Annotated in this window: 21 protein-coding genes; 11 read left to right on the forward strand and 10 right to left on the reverse strand. The window is 61.0% G+C overall.

The window, feature by feature from the left end; all coding sequences use genetic code 11:
• Positions 1–5: 5 nt before the first annotated feature.
• Positions 6–3614, reverse strand: a complete 3609-nt coding sequence (locus IPM54_27255) for a hypothetical protein (protein ID MBK9263491.1) — start codon at positions 3612–3614, stop codon at positions 6–8.
• A gap of 205 nt (positions 3615–3819) precedes the next feature.
• On the opposite strand from IPM54_27255, the gene IPM54_27260 reads away from it, so the two are divergent.
• Both IPM54_27260 and IPM54_27265 read left to right on the forward strand, forming a co-directional pair.
• Entirely contained in the window at positions 3820–4362 is a 543-nt protein-coding gene (locus IPM54_27260; GenBank protein ID MBK9263492.1) for a hypothetical protein, read from the forward strand.
• Between the two features lie 85 nt (positions 4363–4447).
• Positions 4448–4705, forward strand: coding sequence for a DUF4351 domain-containing protein (locus IPM54_27265; protein MBK9263493.1), 258 nt, complete (start codon positions 4448–4450; stop codon positions 4703–4705).
• Positions 4706–4746: 41 nt separating this feature from the next.
• On the opposite strand, the gene IPM54_27270 is transcribed toward IPM54_27265, so the two are convergent.
• The 3 genes from IPM54_27270 to IPM54_27280 form a co-directional block, all read right to left on the reverse strand.
• Positions 4747–5943 carry a hypothetical protein gene (locus tag IPM54_27270; GenBank protein ID MBK9263494.1) on the reverse strand — a complete coding sequence of 399 codons (1197 nt, stop codon included), beginning with the start codon at positions 5941–5943 and terminating at the stop codon, positions 4747–4749.
• Between the two features lie 84 nt (positions 5944–6027).
• Complete coding sequence (locus IPM54_27275; protein MBK9263495.1) at positions 6028–6243, reverse strand: hypothetical protein; 216 nt, start codon at positions 6241–6243, stop codon at positions 6028–6030.
• Between the two features lie 92 nt (positions 6244–6335).
• A complete protein-coding gene (locus tag IPM54_27280; GenBank protein MBK9263496.1) occupies positions 6336–7691 on the reverse strand; it encodes a hypothetical protein in 1356 nt (451 codons plus the stop codon).
• 1 nt (position 7692) lies between these two features.
• Between IPM54_27280 and IPM54_27285 the strand changes: the two genes are divergently transcribed.
• Complete coding sequence (locus IPM54_27285) at positions 7693–8109, forward strand: PEGA domain-containing protein (GenBank protein MBK9263497.1); 417 nt, start codon at positions 7693–7695, stop codon at positions 8107–8109.
• A 12-nt stretch (positions 8110–8121) separates the two neighbouring features.
• Here IPM54_27285 and IPM54_27290 read toward each other — a convergent pair whose 3' ends face one another.
• Positions 8122–9150, reverse strand: coding sequence for a tetratricopeptide repeat protein (locus IPM54_27290; protein MBK9263498.1), 1029 nt, complete (start codon positions 9148–9150; stop codon positions 8122–8124).
• A 108-nt stretch (positions 9151–9258) separates the two neighbouring features.
• Positions 9259–9720, reverse strand: a complete 462-nt coding sequence (locus IPM54_27295) for a hypothetical protein (protein ID MBK9263499.1) — start codon at positions 9718–9720, stop codon at positions 9259–9261.
• Positions 9721–9915: 195 nt separating this feature from the next.
• Here IPM54_27295 and IPM54_27300 point away from each other — a divergent pair, with 195 nt between their 5' ends.
• Positions 9916–10245, forward strand: a complete 330-nt coding sequence (locus tag IPM54_27300) for a hypothetical protein (protein ID MBK9263500.1) — start codon at positions 9916–9918, stop codon at positions 10243–10245.
• A 124-nt stretch (positions 10246–10369) separates the two neighbouring features.
• On the opposite strand, the gene moeB is transcribed toward IPM54_27300, so the two are convergent.
• Positions 10370–11536, reverse strand: a complete 1167-nt coding sequence (gene moeB / locus IPM54_27305) for a molybdopterin-synthase adenylyltransferase MoeB (protein MBK9263501.1) — start codon at positions 11534–11536, stop codon at positions 10370–10372.
• Positions 11537–11811: 275 nt separating this feature from the next.
• Positions 11812–13374, reverse strand: a complete 1563-nt coding sequence (locus tag IPM54_27310; GenBank protein MBK9263502.1) for a hypothetical protein — start codon at positions 13372–13374, stop codon at positions 11812–11814.
• A 103-nt stretch (positions 13375–13477) separates the two neighbouring features.
• On the opposite strand from IPM54_27310, the gene IPM54_27315 reads away from it, so the two are divergent.
• Complete coding sequence (locus tag IPM54_27315; protein ID MBK9263503.1) at positions 13478–14164, forward strand: cob(I)yrinic acid a,c-diamide adenosyltransferase; 687 nt, start codon at positions 13478–13480, stop codon at positions 14162–14164.
• A 21-nt stretch (positions 14165–14185) separates the two neighbouring features.
• Here IPM54_27315 and IPM54_27320 read toward each other — a convergent pair whose 3' ends face one another.
• Both IPM54_27320 and IPM54_27325 read right to left on the reverse strand, forming a co-directional pair.
• Complete coding sequence (locus IPM54_27320) at positions 14186–14566, reverse strand: hypothetical protein (GenBank protein ID MBK9263504.1); 381 nt, start codon at positions 14564–14566, stop codon at positions 14186–14188.
• Between the two features lie 7 nt (positions 14567–14573).
• Positions 14574–15068 (reverse strand): MarR family transcriptional regulator, encoded by a 495-nt coding sequence (locus IPM54_27325; protein ID MBK9263505.1) that lies wholly within the window; start codon positions 15066–15068, stop codon positions 14574–14576.
• A gap of 335 nt (positions 15069–15403) precedes the next feature.
• Between IPM54_27325 and IPM54_27330 the strand changes: the two genes are divergently transcribed.
• From IPM54_27330 to IPM54_27355, 6 genes are all read left to right on the forward strand, one after another.
• Entirely contained in the window at positions 15404–16672 is a 1269-nt protein-coding gene (locus tag IPM54_27330) for a cation:proton antiporter (GenBank protein ID MBK9263506.1), read from the forward strand.
• 33 nt (positions 16673–16705) lie between these two features.
• Complete coding sequence (locus IPM54_27335) at positions 16706–18094, forward strand: nicotinate phosphoribosyltransferase (GenBank protein ID MBK9263507.1); 1389 nt, start codon at positions 16706–16708, stop codon at positions 18092–18094.
• A 9-nt stretch (positions 18095–18103) separates the two neighbouring features.
• Positions 18104–18754 (forward strand): isochorismatase family protein, encoded by a 651-nt coding sequence (locus IPM54_27340; GenBank protein ID MBK9263508.1) that lies wholly within the window; start codon positions 18104–18106, stop codon positions 18752–18754.
• The gene (locus IPM54_27345) at positions 18751–19323 is read left to right on the forward strand and encodes an NUDIX hydrolase (protein ID MBK9263509.1); all 573 of its coding nucleotides are present in this window, start codon (positions 18751–18753) and stop codon (positions 19321–19323) included. The genes IPM54_27340 and IPM54_27345 overlap by 4 nt, the downstream gene beginning before the upstream one ends.
• Before the next feature lie 6 nt (positions 19324–19329).
• Positions 19330–19941, forward strand: coding sequence for a dephospho-CoA kinase (locus tag IPM54_27350; GenBank protein ID MBK9263510.1), 612 nt, complete (start codon positions 19330–19332; stop codon positions 19939–19941).
• Between the two features lie 243 nt (positions 19942–20184).
• Complete coding sequence (locus tag IPM54_27355) at positions 20185–21150, forward strand: hypothetical protein (GenBank protein MBK9263511.1); 966 nt, start codon at positions 20185–20187, stop codon at positions 21148–21150.
• Positions 21151–21559: the final 409 nt, after the last annotated feature.

A 21559-nucleotide genomic window follows, 5' to 3' on the forward strand; every position in this document is an offset into this window, starting at 1 on the left:
GCGAATCAGAAGATGTTCACCGCTGGCAAGAGATCGCCCATTTCGTTTGGTCCATCGCCACGGTTGTTCTTGTCGCCAAGACCGAGTTGCCCGTAGGTGCCACGTCCCCAGCACTTGACGGAATTGTCGTCCAACACGGCACACGTGAACGAGTGGCCGGCGGTCAATGCGAGCGCAGTCTTGCCTGTGCCGAGATTCACGATGGGCAGCATGTCTCCCATTTGACCTGGCGCATTACCGCGGCTCAACATGTCACCCTGGCCGAGCTCGCCGTAGGTGCTATGGCCCCAGCATTTGACGCTGCCGTCATTCAAAATCGCGCACCTGTGTTCCATGCCAACGCGGACGGCGATCGCAGTCTTTCCAGTGCCGAGGTCGACGGTGGGCAAGTTGTCGCCCATTTCACCTGGACCATCTCCACGGGTGATGCTGTCGCCCGCGCCGATCGTACCGCCGTAGCCCCAGCATTTGAGGCTGCCATCATTCAGGATCGCGCAGGCGGCGTGATAGTAGATGGAAACGGCCACTGCTGTTTTACCTGTCCCCAGATTGACCGCGGGCAGGTTGTCGCCCATTTCGCCTGGGTGGTCTCCGCGGTCGACATTATTGCCCAGACCGAGCACGCCGAAATCATTCATGCCCCAGCATTTCAGGCTTCCGTCAGTCAGCAGCGCGCACGTATTTCCATAGCCCGTCGTAATGCTCAGGGCCGTTTTTCCCGTACCTAGGTCGACCGCGGGCAGGTTGTCGCCCATTTCGCCGGGATTGTCGCCGCGTTTCTGCATGTCGCCAAGCCCCAACCTTCCTTCGGTGGCGTTTCCCCAACACTTGACCGTGGCATCATTGAGCAATGCGCACGTGTGATGCGCGGGGTTGTTGCCCATTTCGCCGGGACCATCGCCACGAATGAGTTTATCGCCCAAGCCGAGACCTCCGGTGCCATTGGCCCCCCAGCACTTCACGCGGTTGTCTGCGTCGCGAGCACAAGCTGAATCGTAGCCGGCTTCGATTTCCACGATGGGGCCATTGTAAATGCACGTGAAACCGTCGCCTTGATAGTTCGTATTGCACGCGCACGTTCGCGAACCGCTGATATTCGTGCACGTCGCATTGACGTCGCATCCGCCGTTGTTCACGAGGCACTCGTCGACGTCCGCACATGTAAAACCGTCACCCGTGAAGCCCGGATTGCATTCGCATGTTCGCGTGCCGGGCATGTTCATGCACATCGCGTTGGTGTCACAGCCACCGTTGTTCGTCAGGCATTCGTTGATGTCCGTGCAAGTGAGGCCGCCACCCGAATATCCCTCGTTGCACACGCATTGGCCACCCAGACAAAGCGCATCTTGTGCGCAATCACCGTGCGTTGTACATGTATTGATTTTGCACGCTCCTGCGCCATTGCAGTAAGAGTCAGGGCATTCAGCGTCCGGATCCATCGTATTGGCGATCAAGCCGCACACGCCGTCGTATCCGCTGCCCTTTTTCGCTGCCGTGCACGCATAACAGAGCCCACCGCAGTGGTTACCGCAGCAAACCCCATCGACGCACCACCCGGACAAACATTGCGTGCCCATCGTGCAGGGCACGCCGTTGTAGGATTGGCACCCGCCGCTTCCATTGCACGCACCGCCGTAACACTCCTCCTCGGGGTCGGTGTCGTACTTGATGGGTCCGCACGTTCCGTCACTGCCTTGACCTTTTTTAGCAGCCGTGCACGCCAAACACGACCCGGTGCACGCATCGTCGCAACACAAGCCGTCGACGCAATGGCCGGACGCGCATTCCGACGACGCGGCGCACGACGTTCCATTGGGAAGGTTCATCGGCGTGATGCATGCGCCCGCGCCATTGCAATCGCTCGTCGGGCATTCACTATCTGGATCGGTCCCCGCGATGATCGGGCCGCACGCTCCATCGGAGCCTTGACCCTTTTTCGCAGCCGTGCACGCCAAACACGGGTCATTGCACGCGCCGCTGCAGCATACGCCATCCGTGCAGAAACCGGATGCACATTGCGCCGCAGATGCACACGGCGTTCCGTCCGCTGCCGGTTGTTGCGGACTGTTGCACGCGCCCGCCCCGGTGCATTCGCCGTTCGTGCATTCGTTATCCGGATCGGTGTTCGCTGCGATGAGACCGCACACGCCATTGAATCCGGATCCTTTCTTGGCCGCGGAACACGCAGCACACGCGCCCGTGCACACGTTGTTGCAACAATATCCGTCGACGCAATAGTTGGACAGGCATTCCGAGCCGTTTACGCAAGGAAGCCCATTGTAGTATTTGCACGCGCCGCTGCCCGAACATCCTCCACCGTAACATTCTTCGTCCGGGTCGCGGTCGTACCCAATTGACGCGCAAATGCCGTCGGCGCCGCTGCCTTTTTTCGCCTCCGTGCACGCCATGCACGTTCCCGTGCACGCGTTTTCGCAACAGACACCATCGATGCAATAACTCGATGCGCACTGCCCGCCTGATACGCACGCCGTTCCGTTCGCTTGGGGCGTCTGAGGCTGATTGCAGCTTCCCGCGCCGTTGCATTCACCAGGGTTGCATTCGTCTTCGAGGTCTTTGCCGGATGCGATGGGACCACACACGCCATCGTACCCTTGTCCTTTTTTCGCTTCCGAGCATGCGTAGCACATGCTGTTACAGATGTTGCCGCAGCAGAAGCCGTCCACGCAATACCCGGACAAACACTGCGAAGCGCTCGTGCAGGGAACGCCATTGTATTGTTTGCACGTCGACTTGCCGTCGCAGGACCCGCCCCAGCATTCTTCGTCGGGATCGGTATCGTTTGCAATGGGCCCGCACACGCCATTCACGCCGCTGCCTTTTTTGGCCGCCGAACATGCTTGGCAACTGCCCAGACACCAACTGTCGCAACATACGCCATCGGCACAATATCCCGATGCGCATTGCGCAGCCGACGTACAAGGCGTTCCATTCGCAGCAGGCGTTTGCGGCGTCGTACAGCCGCTCGTCCCATTGCATTCGCCGCCGGCACATTCGTTGTCGGGATCGGTATTTACCGCAATGGCACCACATGCGCCATTGTTTCCACTGCCTTTTTTCGCAGCCGAACATGCTTGACACGCGCCCATGCAAATGTTGTTGCAACAATACCCGTCGACACAATAATTCGACAAGCATTGCGCAGCAGACGTGCATGCAGCACCATTGTAGTTTTTGCACATGTTCTTGCCGTCGCATGCGCCGTTCGGACAATCGTTGTCGGGATCGGTATCGTACTTGATCGATCCACACACGCCGTCTGAGCCGCTGCCCTTTTTCGCAGCCGAACATGCCATGCACTTGTTGTCGCACTTGCTATCGCAACAAAAACCATCGACGCAATAGCCGGTCGAACACTGATTGTTCGCGGTGCATGTTTGCGCATTCGAAGGAGGCGGCAATAAGAACGCTTCGCGTTCGCCATCGTCCCTCGTTTCAAGGGAACCGGTCCATTCGCCACCAGCACCGCCATTCCCACCGCCGCCCCCCAACGATTCAGAGCTGCATCCCGACGTCGACAGAGCGACAAAAAGCGCAACCATGAACCACAAGCCTGGAGCAACCCGCGCGTTTTCTCGATGATTTTCGAACACCATGCCAATCGCCTTTCCGCAACATACCACTGCGCCATCGCAGGGTCGTCAAGTGGCGAGTTTGGGTGCGACAAGGGGCGGGAATATTCACGAAGAACGCTCGAATTACTCGAAGATGGTTACCGTACGAAAACCTCAGCCCGACCCAAGGTGCGTCATGGTATACCATTTCCTTGACAGACCTTTGTCGTTGCAATACGCTGTGAATATGCAAGCGCGGTCCGATCAGGCCAGCAAGCAGCTTTTACGTGCCTTCTTGCAACACGACGGCACGTTCACGTCGGAGCTCGAAGTGAGCCCTGATCCGCAAAATGCCGATGGTTACTTCGTGCCAAACGCGCATCGTTCGTCTCCGGTCGTTGCAACGCTGCTCGGACGCATGACGAAGCACGCTTGCTCTCTCGAGCTGTTTTCATCGGCGCCGGACGTGATCGACGTGGGAGAGTGCATTCGCAAGCACCTCAATTTGCGTCACATCCTTCGCAAAAAGCAGGGTGATGCCGGATTGCCCCGCCAATGGATCATTTGCGCGGGCAAACCCACGACGGCATTCGAGGCATACGGTGTGCGTCGCGCCAAAGGTTGGCCTCGAGGTGTCCACAGCCCGCCTTCGGGGCTTACAACGTCGATCGTCGTCGTGAATGAGCTGCCTGAAGAGCGATCGACGCTGCTTCTTGCGTTTGATGGGACGCGGACGAACCTTGAGACGCGCAGTTTCCGAGCTGAAGGCACTGTCCGACGAGGATTTTGAACTGTGCATCGCGCTGCCAATTCTGGTACGCTACCGCATCGAAGCGGCTGCCGAACCCGTTTCACCCGCTGATGAGGAGTTTCTCATGAACACGCAGGAAATCATGGACAGATTCCAGCGAGAAGCCGAGCTGCGTGGCGAGCGACGCGGGGAACTTCGCGGCGAACTGCGCGGGGAACTGCGCGGACGACGAAATACGATACTTCATCTCCTTCGTCGCAAGTTCGGCGAGCTCCCACCCAACATCGCGGCTCGAATTCAGGCCGCAAACGCCGACATGCTCGAGAAGCTCGAAGACAAGCTGCTCTTTGCCAGCTCGCTCGATGAAGTGTTCGCCCCCTGACTCGCTTGACACGATAGCTGTCGTCCTGACGCCAACCCCGCTCACCCCTTCTTCGCCGGCCGCGTCTTCTTCGTCGCCGCCCCACGCTTCGTCGTCGCCTTCTTCCGCGGCGCCGGCTTCTCCACCGCTGCCTCCGTGCGCTTCGCCGTCCGCTTCGCCGGCGTACGCTTCGGCGCTACCCGCGGCGGCGCCTTCGCTCGTACCCCCGCCCGTGGCGCTCGCTTCGGCTTCGCCACAGGCTCCGGCTCCGACTCGGGCGCAACCTCCTCCGCCTCGGCCGTACCGTTGCCGTCATGATGCGGCGCGACAGCAGCCGCCGCAGGCACGACCGGCGGCGGAGCAGGCGCCAGCGCAGGAACCTCCGTCACGAGCGGCGCACCTGCATCCGCCAAGATGCCGTCCACTTCGGATGCAAACTCGGTCACATGCGTGTCAACGTCCCGCGCATCCTGCTCGGACAGCGGCGTGAACACCACTCGCACACTCCGGTCGTCCGGAAGCTCCCACTGCGCCGAACATCCCGTGCGTCGCAATGTCCGCGTCGCCGCTCGATCCATCACACGCATCAGACGCGTGCGACTCGACGGGTCGACCAGACGCACGAGCGGCCTCGTTCGCTCGAGCACCGGAAGCTTCACGACACCTCGCGCAACGAGCGACGACAGCTCATCTGCAACGGCTTCCTCCAGCTCGAGGCGCAAATCGGGAAACGTCTCGTCACCTGTTTCGAACGTCGCGACGCGTGATGCCGGGTCGTAGTTCGAAACTTTGACCCCCAACGACATCGCTGCATGCTCGATCGCCGACGTCACGTGTTCTTCCGGCGCGAGTTTGCCCGCGGTCGCGGCGACGTACCCAAGCAGGTCGAACTCGACGTGCATCACACGCGCGCGCTCGGCTTCCTGCTCTTCGGCGAACGCGTTCATCGCGGCATCGAACACTTCACGTTCGACGATCGCGCGATCTGCAAACACATCCTCGAGGTGCTCCGACGAGAACAGCGTGCGCGCAACGCTCGATGCGAGCAGCGTGAGCGCATCGCGCGTCTGCGGATCGTCGGCGGACGATTGTTCATGTTCGAAGCGATCGGCGATGGGCGACACGAACGCCGAAATTGCATCGTCCACAGCCCGCACGAGCGCCGAGGTGCTCCCCCGGACCACCACGATGCGCCCCCGCCCCTGGAGGCCATCGATGATACGAGTAGCGAGCCTCCGGGAGAGGTTCGGAGCATTCACAGCGATCGAGTTTACCCGCTTTTGGATGGACGGGGAGGGCAGGTCGAGTGCGATTGCAAAGTTGTGATCGTGTGCTCGGGACGCTCAGCCGTCTGTCTCGACGATTTTGACGACGACGTCGCCCACGCGGGCAGGTAGCCGAGTTTGGGCTTCGGACAAACCACTCGAACGAACGCTTACGCGCACGACAAACCCGATGCCGTCTTCTCGTTCGACGCCGACGCCCGCGCACCACGGTTCATGGCCGATTTCGCTTTTGAGCTGCTCTTTGGCTCGACGTGCCGATCCGACGTCGCTCATGAGTCACCTGGATTTGAAATGTTCAAACGGGAGGTTTGTCCTGCACGCGCACGCTCATGGTTGCGCATGTGCGTGCAGGACGTGAGCGAAGATCACTCGCCGTAGCCGATGGCGAGGACGCGGAAGGTGTCGGGCGTGCCCGCGACGTTGTAGACCTTCGCGGTGAAGACGCCGCCCTGTCCGGCATCGAGGTCGTTGCCGGCGACGAGCTCGTTGTTGGCGCCGCAGATCTTGCCGTCCTTGTCGTAGAGCGACACGAGCGCCCAGACGCCCTTGGCCTTGAAGGCACTCTCGTTCGTGATCTTGCCCGTGACCTGATGCGGGTTGTAGCCCTTCTTGGCCGTGAACTTGGTGTCGGAGATCTTGAGCTTGGCTGCCTTGCCGACGAAGAGCGGACGGACAGGCTTGATCTCGGTCTTGTACGAAGCCCACGTCTTGGTCTTGAAGAGCGAGAACGAGCAGGGGACTTTTTCACCCGGCGCGAGGTCGCGGATCATGCTGGAGCACGTGCCGCTGTCGATCGCGGTGTTCGTGGCATCCAAGAAGGTGATCTTGGCGCTCGGGTAACCGATGGGATCGGCACCGGTGTTGTGGATCTCGCCCACGAAATGGATCGAGCTGCCGAAGTCGGCCTTGAAGTTGCGCAGATCTTTGAGCTCGGCCTTCAGGTTCCCACTCTTGGGTGGTTTGAGGTCAAAGGGATCGTCATCGATACCGCCAGCCGAGTTGACCGGGAACGCAGACGGAATCGCGGCAACGACGGCCTTCGCCGCTTTGTTGATGTAGTAGTACGCGATGCCGACACCGATGAGCGTGAGCAAGAAGAGACCACCGCATCCGATGCCGATGATCATGCCGATGTTGGACTTCTTCTGCGGCTGCTGCTGAGGCATGGGCATGCCCATCGGCGCACCCATGGGAGGTCCATATCCGCCACCGGGAGGTGGGCCATAACCGCCAGCACCGGGAGGACCACCGGGAGGGCCACCGAATCCGCCCGCCGGAGGGCCACCGAATCCACCAGGCGGAGCGCCGCCGAATCCACCACCATCAGGCGGAGGGCCGCCACCAGGCGGGCCGCCGTATCCACCAGGCGGAGCACCACCGGGAGGGCCACCGTAACCACCAGGCGGAGCGCCGCCGCCGAAGCCTCCAGGCGGAGGGCCGCCGCCAAATCCACCAGGCGGAGGACCGCCGCCAAATCCACCAGGCGGAGGACCGCCGAAGCCACCACCGTCTGATCCACCCCCGGAAAAACCACCACCACCAGGCGGAGGCGCGGGAGGCGGAAGGCCACCCCCCGGAGGAATTCCTTGTGCCATCTGCGGCTCGCCGCTCGGTTGCTGCATCATGACGCGGCAGTATGCCGCAAAAAGGGGACCTTTTGGCAAACGGATATGCACGGACAATCCCAGATGTTTTCCAAGGGCTGCTAGGCTGGTGATCACGATGAACAACCGAAACGCAGCATCCCGCGGCATCTGGCCGCTTCTCCTCGCCTTGGGGCTGACCGTCGGCACGTTCGCAACCGCGACTTTGGGATGTGGTGGAGCTTCCCAAGCCGAGGTAACGGACCCAAGCACGGCGCCCATTGCCACGACGACATCAGAAGGGTTCGGACAAGCCGAAGTGTCCGATGATTCGAGCTACTTGGAGATCCTCGCGGATCCGCCCACGGACGTGCTCCTCGACGGCAAGTCCATCGGCCGAACGCCAATTAAGAAAGTGCAGGTCACACCGGGCTCGCACGACGTGACGTTCGACGACGACGTCGGTGGCCCGCGCACGATGACCATCACAGTCAATCCGGGCGATTACCAAACGGTGAAGAGCGATCGGCCGCTGTCGCTGAAGAGGCAAGAGTAGAGACAAACACGTTCACAAGTGTTTGCGCGCGATCTCGGCCCACGTACCCGTCGGCTCGATCTCGAGATACTTGCGCCAACACGGCAGCGCTTTCGCGCGATCGCCGGCCTGCTCGTACGCCATCGCCAAGTTGAAGTAGGCATCGGCAAAGCGCGGATCGCTTTCGATGGCGCCGCGGAAAAATGCGACAGCCTCGTACGAATGTCCGTGCTCGAGCATCACGTAGCCAAGGTTGTACTGAGCTTCGGGCTGCTTGCGATCGATGTCGAGCGCTCGGCGATAGAGCAGCTCGGCTTCGTCCACGTTGCCCCGACGAAAGCAGATGTTGCCAAGGTTCGTGTACGCGATGGCGAGCCACGGATCGAGCTCGATCGCGCGGCGATACAGCTCCTCGGCGTCGTTCAGCGTCGCAGGGTTTTCATCGAGCTGCGTGCCGCGCACGTAGTGCTCGTACGCAGTCTTGGCGCGATCGCGGCCGACCATCGGGCGAAGCACGCGCACGACGTCGTCGCGTAGCGCCTTCACTTCGAAGTCGATGACCAGTTGGCCCGTGAGCGGCTCGAACGTTCCCGCAGCGCTCTTGACGACGACGCTGCCTATGCCGTCCGAAACGATCCGCAATTCGGCGAGTGGACGCGTGACCTTGGGCAACGTCGAGCGGATGTTCTCGACGGCTCGGGCGACGTCCTTCAATCGCACCTTCTTTGCGAGCAGATCACGCGCTGCACGGAGCGTGATGAGGTCGCCGAACGTGTACGCGCGACGGCCTTTACGACGGCCACTCGGAGACGCGATGCCCACCTTCACGAGCGATCGCAAACGCTGGGCGGTGATGCCGAGCAAGCGACAAACTTCGGCGCCCGTGTACACGTCGGTCGCGGGTTCGCGCGGTACTGGCGGCGGTTCGAGCGACAAGGCGGGCTGCGCATCGTTGACGGGCGTCGGAGGGCGCGGGGGCTCGGCAACTCGACCTCCACCCGGCCCGAAGACGACGTGAATGACTTTGCCGGCGGCAGAATCGCGACGTTCTTTTTCGTTCATGGCGCGAGGTGACGACATTCTTCGACAACGATAGGGCAGCGCGACGCGCGATCCAGACAAACGTGCCGTTCTACCAAATAGAACCACGCTCGCATCGAAGACGCGAGTCTAGCGCGAGGCTTGGCCCGAGGCCTGCGCATGAACGACAGCAACGACATCGATGGTGACCACCACACCGGCAGGGGATGAACGCACGTCCATCTCTGCAGACACCGGACCTAGTTCACCTTGCGCTCGCGCTCGAGCCTCGCGCACTGCGATTCGCAGCGCACGAAGCCGCAAATGAGGATCACGCGCCAAGAGTGTCGACAGGTTTTCCACATCCACATCCGGGAGCGTGCCGCCTCGTGACGCCGCAACGAGGAGCACACTCGTGGTGCCGTAATACACCGAGCCGCTTCCTTCGATCCGCGCAAGCCCTTCACTGACGACGTCTGCTGCTTCGACGAGCTGCCGCACCGGGCCGTCTTCCACAGCAACGAAGTCGATGCATCTGCGACGAACGAATCCGCCAGGCCCAGCCTTGGCAAGCCCAGGACCGACATGCGGTGATCGAGGCGTCGACGACATTGCGCGTGATCCTAGAGATCTAACGCGTCGAGATCGAAAAAGGTGTTGCGATCGCGATCAAACTTGACCGGGCACCTCGATCCGTGTCTTGGCCGAAACGCCCACGAACTTGGCCCAAGGGCGCCCCCCTTGCGAATGTCGAATCGAACACCACACACACCACGCACGAGCGGTAGGTCGATCGAGGAGCAGGGGATGAGTTATCAGGGCGTCGAACGTCGCAGGTTTTTCATGTACGTCACACGCAACACGGAGTACCACTTTCGGGACGGAATTTGCGTGGCTGTGCGAGATCGACGTACGGGACAATTTCTCGCGGCGCACGTTGCGTTGGGCATGCGTCTCGTCGGCGGAGTGAACCTGACGCCGCGAGGTCCACGCTTGCCGAAGTCGGACAAACCCGAAGTGGGTGACGCGCTTTGTTTGACCAAGTCGGTGGAGTCGAGTCACCAGATCGTGACGAGTCGCATCGAAAGCATCGAGCGACCATCGCGCGACACGGTGGCGATGTACGGCTCGAACTAGGGGACAAACCGAGGCCGGGGGGTTTGGGGGGGCCGAGCCTCGGACCCCCCAACGAAAACTAGGCCTCGCGAAGCGCGCGTCCCACGCGCGCGAAGCGAGCGCGCAAATCCAGGCCGGGCTTCGACTACCCGATGTTACAAAAACCCTCGTAGTCGATGTAGCTCGTGATGGTCGGCGATTCGCCACAAACGGGGCACTGCTTGTCCCGACGTAGTTTCAATTCGCCAAACTTCATCCGAAGCGAATCGTACGTGAGCAACCGACCGATCAACGGATTGCCCTGACCGAGGATCAACTTGATCGCTTCGGTCGCCTGAAGCGTTCCGACGAGGCCCGGTAGGACGCCCAAAACACCCGCTTCTTGGCAGCTCGGCGCAAGATGTGGCGGAGGCGGCTCCGGGTACAAGCATCGATAACAAGGTCCCCCAGCGGCCGGGTGGAACGTCGTCACCTGGCCATCGAATCGGAAGATCGATCCGTGCACGACGGGCTTCTTCATCCACACGGATGCGTCGTTCACCAAGTACCGCGTGGGGAAGTTGTCGCAACCGTCCACGATCACGTCGAACCCCGCAAAGATGCGCTCGACGTTCTCGCTCAGCACACGCTCTTCGAACTTGATGACCTTCACGTCGGGATTGAGGTCGCGAATCATCTTCTCGCCGCTCTCGACCTTGGGCATCCCCACGCGCGACGTCGCGTGCAGGATCTGCCTTTGCAAGTTCGATGCATCCACGACGTCCGCATCCACGAGGCCAATCGTGCCAACTCCCGCAGCCGCCAAATACAACGCCGCAGGACTGCCCAAACCACCCGCACCCAGCAGCAACACCTTGGCGTTCAGCAGTTTGGCCTGACCAACCTCACCAACTTCGGGCAACAAGAGATGACGCGAATAACGATCACGCTGCGCATCCGTCAGCGACGGCGGCATCTCGATCGGGTACGCCATGTCCTTCCAGCGGACAAACCCTGGATTGACATTCTCGACATGCGTATAGCCAAGATCCTGTAGCGTCTTGGACGCGAGCAGCGATCGCGTTCCGCCCGCGCAGTACAAGACGACGTGAGCGTCTTTGTCGGGCACCTTGGCCTCGATCTGCATCTCGAGGAAACCACGCGGAACGCTGATGGCTCCAGGAATGTAGCCGGCCCGGTTTTCTTCCTTCTCGCGCACATCGACGAGCACCATCGGCTCCTTCGATTCGATGCGTCGCTTGATCTCCTCGAGGGACACCGTCGGAATCGTCCTGCGTAGCTCAGCCAAAAGATCGGTGTATGTCGTCGCCATGGTTGTCTTTCTAGATTGGGCAACAATTCGTAAGAGGCAAATCCGGTAACGCAAATCCGGTAACGCAAATCCGGGGGGTATGGGGGGCAGAGCAGAAAGAAACCTAGCCCAAGACTGGATGCTCGCTTCGCGGGCGCAAGCGCCCGCTCCGCGAGGCCAGTTTGCGATGGGGGGCTCGCAGGCGGCTCTTTGAGTCTTTTGGGTCTTCGACCCAAAAGACGAGCCGACTGCTCTGCCCCCCATACCCCCCGGGGACAAACTGAAAGCTCGTGCCACTACTGCTTGGGAACGGGAAGATCCTCGGGGCGCACGCGCAAGCCCGGCAAGACCTCGTCCTTGCGCAAACCACCTTCGCACACGAGCTTCACCGTGCGCTGGTCGAGCATCAATTCCTCGACGAGCGTGATCTGCATCTTGGCCTGGCACAGCGCCAAAATCTTCATGCCCGGCACGATGCGGCCAAGGCGCAGCGCGCTCTTCTTGACCTTGATTTCCTTGTCGTCAGCCAGGCGTTTGACGACGACGTCTTGACCTTTGACCGACGCCACGGTTCCAAGCTCCAGGTTCGGCTCGTCCACGCGAAGCGGCGCCCAGACGCGCAGACCCGGCATCTGATCATCCGGGGGCAACCAATCGGCCGTGTTCTTGGTCGCTAGACGCGCAATCGGCGCCCAACCAACCGCTTTCTCGAAGAGCACTTCGGTGCTCGCCGTGCCCGGATCCGCATCCGTCACGAGCGCGAGATCTTTCGTGCGGCCAATGATCCACACCGGCGTTGCAGGCGCCAGATCGCGCTTCGACGGCGCGTCGCTCTTGGCCGGCGGCAACACCGCAACTTTGCCGTGCGCGAAGCGCTTTTCAGGCTTCTTCTCCGGCTTCATCTTCAAACGCTGCGCTTCGATCCACGTCGTGAGCGCCTGACGCTTCCTGACCACGATCTCGGGCGCCGCGTTTTCTTTCACGGTGCCCTCCAAGTCCCACATCACCAACTTGATGAGCTCGTCGACCTCCGTGAGCCCCTTGGCTGCATCGCGCTGGCCTACGTTCTTCTCCGCGAGCGCCGCAACTTCAGGCGCAAGCCCCTTACGAACGAGCGCAAGAAGTGCCTTGCCACCTTCCGCGTTGGTGTCGCCCTTCTTCACCGCCTCTTCGGCAACACGCGCAGCATCCGCCCAACGCTTGGCACCAATCGGTTCCGCAATGCCCGCCTTGAGCTTCTCCAGAATCGACTCTTCGAGCGCTGCGAGCATCTTCTTGTGCGCCACGGGCCCGAGAACCGTCTTCGTGTCGCCATCCATCATCAGCGACCGCGCCTCGGCATAGTTACCGATACTCGTGGAAGCTTCGAGCTTCGACTGCAGACACTTGACCAAGTCCGCGCCGAGCAGACGCCGAACTTCCTTGTCGAAGTCCTCGCTCGCAAGGTCCTGCATCGGGCTCGCGAGCTGACCGAAGGCACCTTTGCAATCGCCTTCCTTCAGCACCTCTTCGATCTCGTTCGACCAAAGCTTCGCGTGCCGCTTGTCGACCTTCTCCATCTCCTCCTTGATCTGGAAGGTCAGCGACTCGACCCCCATCTCGTTCGCCTCGCGGAGAAGTTTGCGAGCCTTGTCGAAGTCCTTGTCGCTGTACGCGGCATCGGCCTTGTCGATGAGCTGCTTGGCCTTGTCGAACTTCTCTTTTTCGGCGCGATCCTCGGCGGATTCGACCTTCTTCGGTGCCGGCGGCGGACCGCACGCAACGGTCGTTGCACCGAGACACACCACGGCCGCGAGACGCGCACCAATCAACACGAGACGACCAATGGATCCAGGTGCGGACAACGAACTCTTACGCATGAAGGCGCACTTTTCATCGCACAGCGCCCAACGTCAACTTACGCGCGAACTTGTACGCACGCTTCTTGACCATCGCGATCGATCGGCCTACGACCCGAGCACCATGGCGGAAGAGTCGAAGCGGGAAAGCACCGGCGAAACAGCGAGCAGCCGCACGTTCAACAAGCCGCGCATCACGATCAACCAGGTCTACACGAAGAAAGGTGATAGCGGCGACACGGCGCTCGTGGGCGGGCAGCGTGTCCCGAAGGACGATCCGCGCATCGATACATACGGCACCATCGACGAGCTCAACGCGTTCGTCGGTGCCGCTCGGCAAAGCCTTCTCGAGGGCGCAGCAGCCGCATCCGAAGAAAGCGCCACGCGCCTCGAAGCCCTGGCAAACACGCTGCGCCGCGTGCAACACGAACTGTTCAACCTGGGCTCGATCCTCGCCACGCTCCCCGCCGACGTGCATCCGAAACAGCCGCGCGTGACGTCGGTCGACATCGAACGGCTCGAGCAAGAGATGGACGAGTGCCAGGAGCAGTTGCCCCTGTTGCGATCGTTCGTGCTGCCGGGTGGATCGCGCGCCAATACGGACTTGCACGTGTGCCGCACGGTTTGTCGGCGTGCCGAACGTCTATGCGTCACGCTTGCGCGGCAAACCGAAGTGGATCCCGCCGCCGTGACGTACTTGAACCGCCTGAGCGACGCGTTCTTCGTGTGGAGCCGCTACGTCGCGCTGCACTTGGGAACGGGAGAATTGCTCTGGGAGCCGGATGCATCGGCCACGGGGCAGAAGAAGTAGTCTTCTCGCAATGCGCGTCGGCTAAGGACAACCCGCCGGCGCGCTGTCCGCATACGCGTACACGATGCAGTCGTCGATGGACGCCGCGACCTCGGAACACGTCGCCTGCGCGTCGATGTGCGCAACGCATCCATCGAGGCTGCCCTTGTCGTACTCGACGCACTCAGTGCCGCTTTGACTGCGCAGAAGCGTCGGGCACGTGCGCGACGTACCCGCACAACCGACCGCCAACAGCTTGTCCAAGTGCGCATCGGAAAGAGCCGCGCACGCAGCCGCTTCGGTCATCCGTTCGCCGCTCGGAGGCGGTCGGATCTTGCCATCGCTGGGCTGCTCGGGAGGTGTCTCTTCCGAGCCACAACCAGATGCAAACAGCAATGCGGCTGCAGCGAGCAGGATTCGCATGAGTCGGTTATTCTTGATCTTCGAGGAGTGTACCGGCGAGCTCGCTGAGCACGTCACGTGCCGCAACGACCTTGCGTGCCGGAAGCTTGGACAACGCCTTGCGCACCGTGGCCTCGACCGTGCCATTGCGCAGCGAGTCGACCTCTTTGCCCTTGGCAGTGAGCGAGAAGAGCGCGCGTCGAGCGTCCGTCGAATCCACCTTGCGGTCGATGATCCCGCGTGCCTCGAGACGCTTCAACACACCCGTCAACGTGCTCGGATGAATGTGGAGCACATCCGCAAGCTCACCGGCGGAGATCTGCGGGAAACGTCCGACAATCCGAATGACGAGTCGCTGAGGTCCCGTTACACCAAGTGAGACCTCCATGCGCTTCGACGTGGATTGGAGCGCATGATCGACGGCCCATAGCAGCCGCATGAATTCGAGTACTTCACCGAGGCGCTCGGTCTTGTCCTTGTCGCCAGTCTTCTTTTTCTTCTTCTCGCTCGTAGATGCGCTCATGGTCTTGACGAACTCCGCTTCATTCCGTCCTGCACAACACGCTATCCCACCTTGCGCAGCAGATCGAGTTTGGCGAAGAAACCCCGGTTTTCCGCGGCGATACGTGAGACCGATTGACGGGCGACGTCGTGTTGTTGGATGACGGCAAGACAGTCGGCGCCGCCAACCCCGAGACCCAAGTGTTTCTTGCTTTTAGTTTGAATGCAAAATAAAAGTCGACGGTACATTTCGAGGACAACCGCGTGAAAAAAGCAGCCGTTTTTGCAGCAATCTTCGCTTTGGCCGCACCGTCCGTCGCGTTCGGATCAGGCGGACACGCTGATCCCGTCACATCGGTGGTCCTGTATCTAGCCATCATCCTCACGGCTGCAAAACTCGGCGGCGATGTCGCTGTGCGTCTGCACCAACCGGCCGTGCTCGGTGAGCTCGTCGCCGGCGTCGTTCTAGGCAACCTCGGTGCAATCGGTATCGGTGTGCTCGAGCCCATCAAGACCGATGCGAGCATCGACATGCTGTCGCGTTTGGGCGTGCTCCTGTTGCTCTTCGAGGTGGGACTCGAATCCACCGTGGGGCAGATGCTCAAGGTCGGCATCACGAGCTTCATCGTCGCGATACTCGGCGTCGTTGCTCCCTTCGGCCTCGGGTGGATCTTCGGCAAGTTGCTGCTGCCCGACGCGAGCGTCTACGTGCACGCGTTCATTGGAGCCACGCTCTCGGCAACCAGCGTCGGCATCACGGCGCGCGTGCTGCAGGATCTGAACGAATCGCAAAGCCCCGAAGCGCGCATCATCTTGGGCGCAGCCGTCATCGACGACGTGCTCGGCCTCGTGATCCTCGCCGTCGTCACGGGAATCATCGCCGCCGCGGATCAGGGCGGAACGATGAACTTCATCGACATCGGCTTCATCTTCGGCAAGTCGGCCGCGTTCTTGGTCGGCTCTCTCGTCATCGGCGTGTGGCTGAGCCCGCGCCTCTTCACCGTCGCTTCGCGCCTGCAAGTCCGCGGCGTTCTCTTGGCCGTCGGCCTCGCCGTCTGCTTCGTCTTTTCGTGGCTCGCGAGCATCATCGGCCTCGCGCCGATCGTCGGCGCTTTTGCCGCAGGCCTCGTCCTCGAAGACCTTCACTTCCGAGACTTCACGACGCGTGGCGAGACGACCCTCGAGCACTTGATCCAACCGATTGCCGCGTTCCTCGTTCCCGTGTTCTTCGTGCTCATGGGCATGCACACGGACCTGCGCTCGTTCGCAGAGCCCGGTGTTCCACTGCTCGCCGTGGCACTCACCATCGCAGCCATCATCGGCAAACAGGTGTGCAGCCTAGGCGTAGGCAAGGGAGTCGATCGCCTCAGCGTTGGGATCGGCATGGTGCCGCGCGGCGAAGTCGGCCTCATTTTCGCGAGCATCGGGCAGTCGCTGAAAATCGGCGGTCGCCCCGTCATCGATGGTTCCGTGTTTTCAGCCATCGTGGCGATGGTGATCGTCACGACGATGATCACGCCACCAGCTCTCAAGTGGTCGTTCGGACGCCGGCGCAAGCCGCCTGCAGAGGTTGCAGAAAGCAGCGCTCCGCCAAAGAACGAGTCGGCGAAGGACAAGTCACATTGACCTGTCGAGCGCGTGCATCTATTGCCTGATTTCGTGGACGCTCTGCGCACCGATCTCTACCAGCTCACGATGGCCGCCGGCTACTTCCACCGCGGCATGCATCGAAGGCACGCAACGTGTGAAATGTTCGTGCGCCGTTTGCCCAAGCGAAGGCGATACCTCGTCGCCATGGGCATCGAGCGATTGCTCGAGTACCTCGAAAACCTGCGCTTCACGGACGACGAGATCGAGTACCTCCGCAGCGTGCCGGCGCTGCGCGACGCGATGACGCAGCCGTTTTGCGACTACCTCCGCGACTTGCGATTCCGTGGTGACGTGTGGACCGTGCCCGAAGGCACCGTCATGTTCGCCCACGAGCCGTTCGTGCGGATCTCGGCTCCCATCGTCGAAGCGCAGCTCGTCGAGACGTTCCTGCTCTCCGCCATCAATCACGCAACGATGATCGCATCCAAAGCTGCTCGCGTCGTGCACGCAGCCGGTGATGCAGGCGTCATGGAATTCGGCACGCGTCGCACGCACCCCGATGCCGCCGTCACCGCTGCTCGCTGCGCATATGCGACCGGGTTTGTCGGGACGTCCAACGTGCACGCTGGCAAGCTCTTCGGCATCCCCGTGATGGGCACCGCGGCACACATGTGGACGATGGCACATGCCTCGGAAGAGGAAGCCTTCGCGAACTACGTCGACACATTCCCGAACGCATCGATCCTGCTCATCGACACCTACGACACGCTCCGCGGCGCCGAGCGCGCCGCTCGCATCGCCCGCGACAAACTCAAGGGCGTGAGGCTCGACTCCGGCGACTTGCTCGGCCTGTCGAAAGCCGTCCGATCCATCCTCGATGCCGAAGGTTGCAAAAGCGCCAAAATCGTCGCCTCCGGAGACCTCAACGAATACAAAATCGCAGCCCTCCGAAGCGCCGGCGCACCCATCGACCTCTACGGCGTTGGCACCGACCTCGTCGCAAGCCTCGATTCCCCAGCGCTCGGAGGCGTCTACAAGCTCGTCGAAATCGAACAGGACGGAAAAATCGTCCCCATCTGCAAATTCTCTGAAAGCAAGGCAACATTCCCCGGACAGCACCAAGTCTTCCGCTATTTGGATTCAACCGGGAAAATAGCCAAAGACGTCATCGCTCTTGCCGACGAGGACCCCATTTCACTTGGGGAAGGGGTCGCACATGCGCTTTTGGTACCGCGCATGAAAGCGGGCGCACGCACGAGCCCACCCGATAGTTTGGATACAATTCGGCAGCGAGCTCGCGCCGAGATGGCGCAGATGCCGGAAACGCTCCACATGCTCGACGAAGCTCCCGAGCCTTCCGAACGATGGGACGAGCCGTTCAAGGCAAGGCCTTCGCAACGATTGCTGGCGCTCGTCGAGGATGTTCGTGGCCGAATGGTTGGTATTGCCAGGCAATGAGGTAATCCAATGAACAAAATCTTCGTCGATGTCGACGTGCAGCGGGATTTCTGTGAGCCAAACGGGGCCTTGTTCGTGCGAGGTTCACCGAACGATGTGATGCGCAAGCTCGTGGCGCACGCGGTGGACAAGGGCATTCCCATTCTTGGATCGGTCGATTCGCACGCATGGGATGCATGGGAATTCGCTTCGAGCGGGCTTTCGGGACCGAATGGGGAAAAGCCCAATTTTCCGGATCATTGCGTGAAGGGGACCGATGGCTGGTTGAAGGTCGCGGGTACGCTGCCGTCGCGTTTTCGATTCATTCCGAACGTGCAAAATGCGGCCATCGATTCGATCGTTCTCGAGGTCTTGTCGAAGCAGACGCAAGGCGTGTATTTCGAGAAAGAGGTCTACAGCATGTTTGCGAATCCGCAGGCCGAGCGGTTCGTGAAAGCGCTGGTCGAGCAATTCGGCGAAACACCAACGTTTTATGTGTTTGGCGTAGCGACCGATTATTGCGTAAAGGCGGCTGCATTGGGACTTGCCCAACGCGGGTATCGCACGACACTCTTGACGGATGCCGTGGCGGGCATTTCCGAAGACGGGGTGCGCGAGGCAATGGGAGAGATGCAGGCGGCGGGCGTGCGTCTCATGACGACGACGGAGCTTTTGGCGTGAGCGATCACGAATATCCGAAGCCCAGTTTGACGGCGGATGTCGTCGCGTTTTCGCTGGACGAAGGACAACGTTTGTCCGTGCTGCTCATTCAGCGCGGCAGGGATCCCTATGCGGGGCATTGGGCCATTCCGGGCGGTTTTTGCGAACCGACGGAAACGGTAGCGGAAAGTGCGGCAAGGGAGCTCGAGGAAGAGACGGGCATTTCCGGTTTACCGCTCGAGGAGTTGCGCGTTTTTTCGCGGCCGGGTCGTGACCCTCGAGGCTGGGTCGTGAGCATTGCGCATATTGCGATTCTTCCGGTGGATCGGCGCGGCGAAGCGAAAGGCAGCGATGATGCCAAGGACGCGCGGTTTTTCGTGATCACCGCAAACGCGGATGGGACGTTGTCTCTCAGCGCCGATGGAAAACCATCGGGATCGCTTGCATTCGATCACGATGAAATGCTTGCAGCAGCCGTCGCGCGGCTCGAGGAGCGCGCCGCGGTGCTGGTTCCCAAGCTGTTTGGTCGCGACATGACGCCGGACGAAGCGAATCGAGCTTTGCACCGCGCATTGGGCGAAACGAGGTAATCCGACGTGGGGTTTGTCCTATTCGGCCTGACGGGCGGCATTGCTTGTGGCAAAAGCACCGTGGCAGGTCGTTTTCGCGATGCAGGCATCACGGTCATCGACGCCGATCAGGTGGCTCGGCAAGCGGTTGCGCCAGGAACGAGTGGCCTTGCTGAAATCGTGAAGCATTTTGGGCAGGATGTCTTGCGACCCGACGGTACGCTCGACCGCGCCAAGCTTGGTGCCATTGTTTTTGGTGACGATGACAAGCGCAAGACGTTGAATCGCATTTTGCACCCGCGCATCGCTGCTCGAACGATGATGACGGCGCAGGAGCTCGCTGCGCGTGGTGAAATCATGGCGTGTTACGAAGCGGCGCTGCTCGTCGAAAACGGGGTCGCGGACATGTTCAGGCCGCTCGTGGTCGTGGCGGCGCCGGAAGAGACGCAGATTGCTCGGATCATGCAGCGGGATCGCATCAGCGAAGCGGACGCTCGAGCGCGTATTGCAGCGCAGATGCCCGTGGCCGAAAAGACGGCGGTTGCCGATTACGTCATCGATACGGGTGGATCGATGGAGGACACGCTGCGGCAGGCCGATGACGTGCTCGACAAGATCCGGGCCAAGTTGGACGGATGATTGAAAGCATCGACGTTCACGGGTGACGCGTAGCATTTTCCTGCACTTGGGGCGGCGAGCGCCGACGCGAGTTCGCATCGTGCGTGAAACCGGGACCACACGCTGTCATGCGCGTCTTGGTGGATTGTTGTGATCGATCGATAATACGCGGTCTTGGCGCTGCGCACGCAATTTGCTCTACTCGATGGCATGCGAAAACCAAACCGTTCTTCTCACCGTCGCAGCGTCCTTGTTCTCGGCACCATGCTCATGGTCGGCGGTCCAACCGTGGCGTGTAATGTGGATCTTGCCCCGATGGAGCCAAATCCACGTCTCGGTCGGGAGAAACGCGTGTTCTTTTCGAGTGGCTGCGCGAGCTCGATCACGATGCCCGTGGGCGCAACCGACACCATTACGGTGGATCCTGCCCAGGAAAACGGCACATTGCCTACGGACCTCGAGCCCAAGACCTCGGATGCGTCGATCATCGCAATCGCGAATCCATCGTCGACCACGTTCGACATGCGCGCGTTGAAAAATGGCCAAAGCAACATCGAAGTGTGGAGCGCGGGGGCGCGCTACGATTGGCTCACGTTTCATGTCGAACCGGCCAGAGCGGTCAAGGTCGAGTCGGAGCCGGCGATTCTTGCTGGCGGCCGCACGGGTCTCGCAGTCACGGAGGTGTACGGCGCATGCAAGACCGACGAGTGCCTGCTTTTCGGGCACTCGTTCATGAAATGGACGGCGGATCCGGCTTCGGCGCTGACGTTCATCGAAGACACGAAGAACCTTGCGCATTACACGGCGAGCGCGACGCCTGGAACGGGGGCGATTGTCGGCACCGAGCCTTCCGAGGGCGGCGAGCTCGTGCGGCATACGGTCGAAATCGTGGATCCCGCAACGATTACGGGCATTACCGGGACGATAAAGGATACCTCCAACGAAGACGCCAAGCCGGTATCGTTTCCGGGGAGCATACCGATCAATGAATGGTTCGAGGTGCGAATCGTGGGCGAGCGTTCGGGAAAGATACCCGTTGCCATTGCGCGTCACGACATTGAATGGGCTGTTCCCGCAGGTTTGGGTCAGGTTCCGCAAAGCGAGCCGGCGGATCCGTTCGTCTCGATTTTCGCGGCCCCGGGCACGACGGGCAGTTTTACGCTGACGGCCAAAGTAGCGCTGCTCGGCGGAATGGAGCAATCGTTTGTCGTGAACGTCGTCGCGCAGTAATTTGGTAGCCTGACATTGTCTGGAGAGGTTAAATCGGGGGGTAGAGCGCTGACTTGACCCCTTTGTACCCCTCGCGCGGGGTTGAAACCCCGCGCTACACATTAAAAAGTCCCTCACTACCGTTCGGGACTGGCCTTGTGCGGTTTGGGATCATCATCATCATCGATGGTCTCCGCCGATTTCGCAGCAGACGTCACTTCTCGCGATGCATCATGACGCTAGTCCGAGCGCGGCAGCGCGAGCACTTTTTAATGTGTAGCCCCAGGTTTTAACCTGGGGCGGCGTGACAGGCGCTTCAAGTTGGCGCCTATCCCCCATACCCCCCGATTTACCCCTTCCCGAGAAAGTTTGGACCTCGGTCAAACTTTTCCCGGCTCCGTGCGTCGAACGCCCGCCTCCAGGAGCTCCC

This window comes from Polyangiaceae bacterium (genome assembly GCA_016715885.1).
Lineage (GTDB): Bacteria > Myxococcota_A > Polyangia > Polyangiales > Polyangiaceae > Polyangium.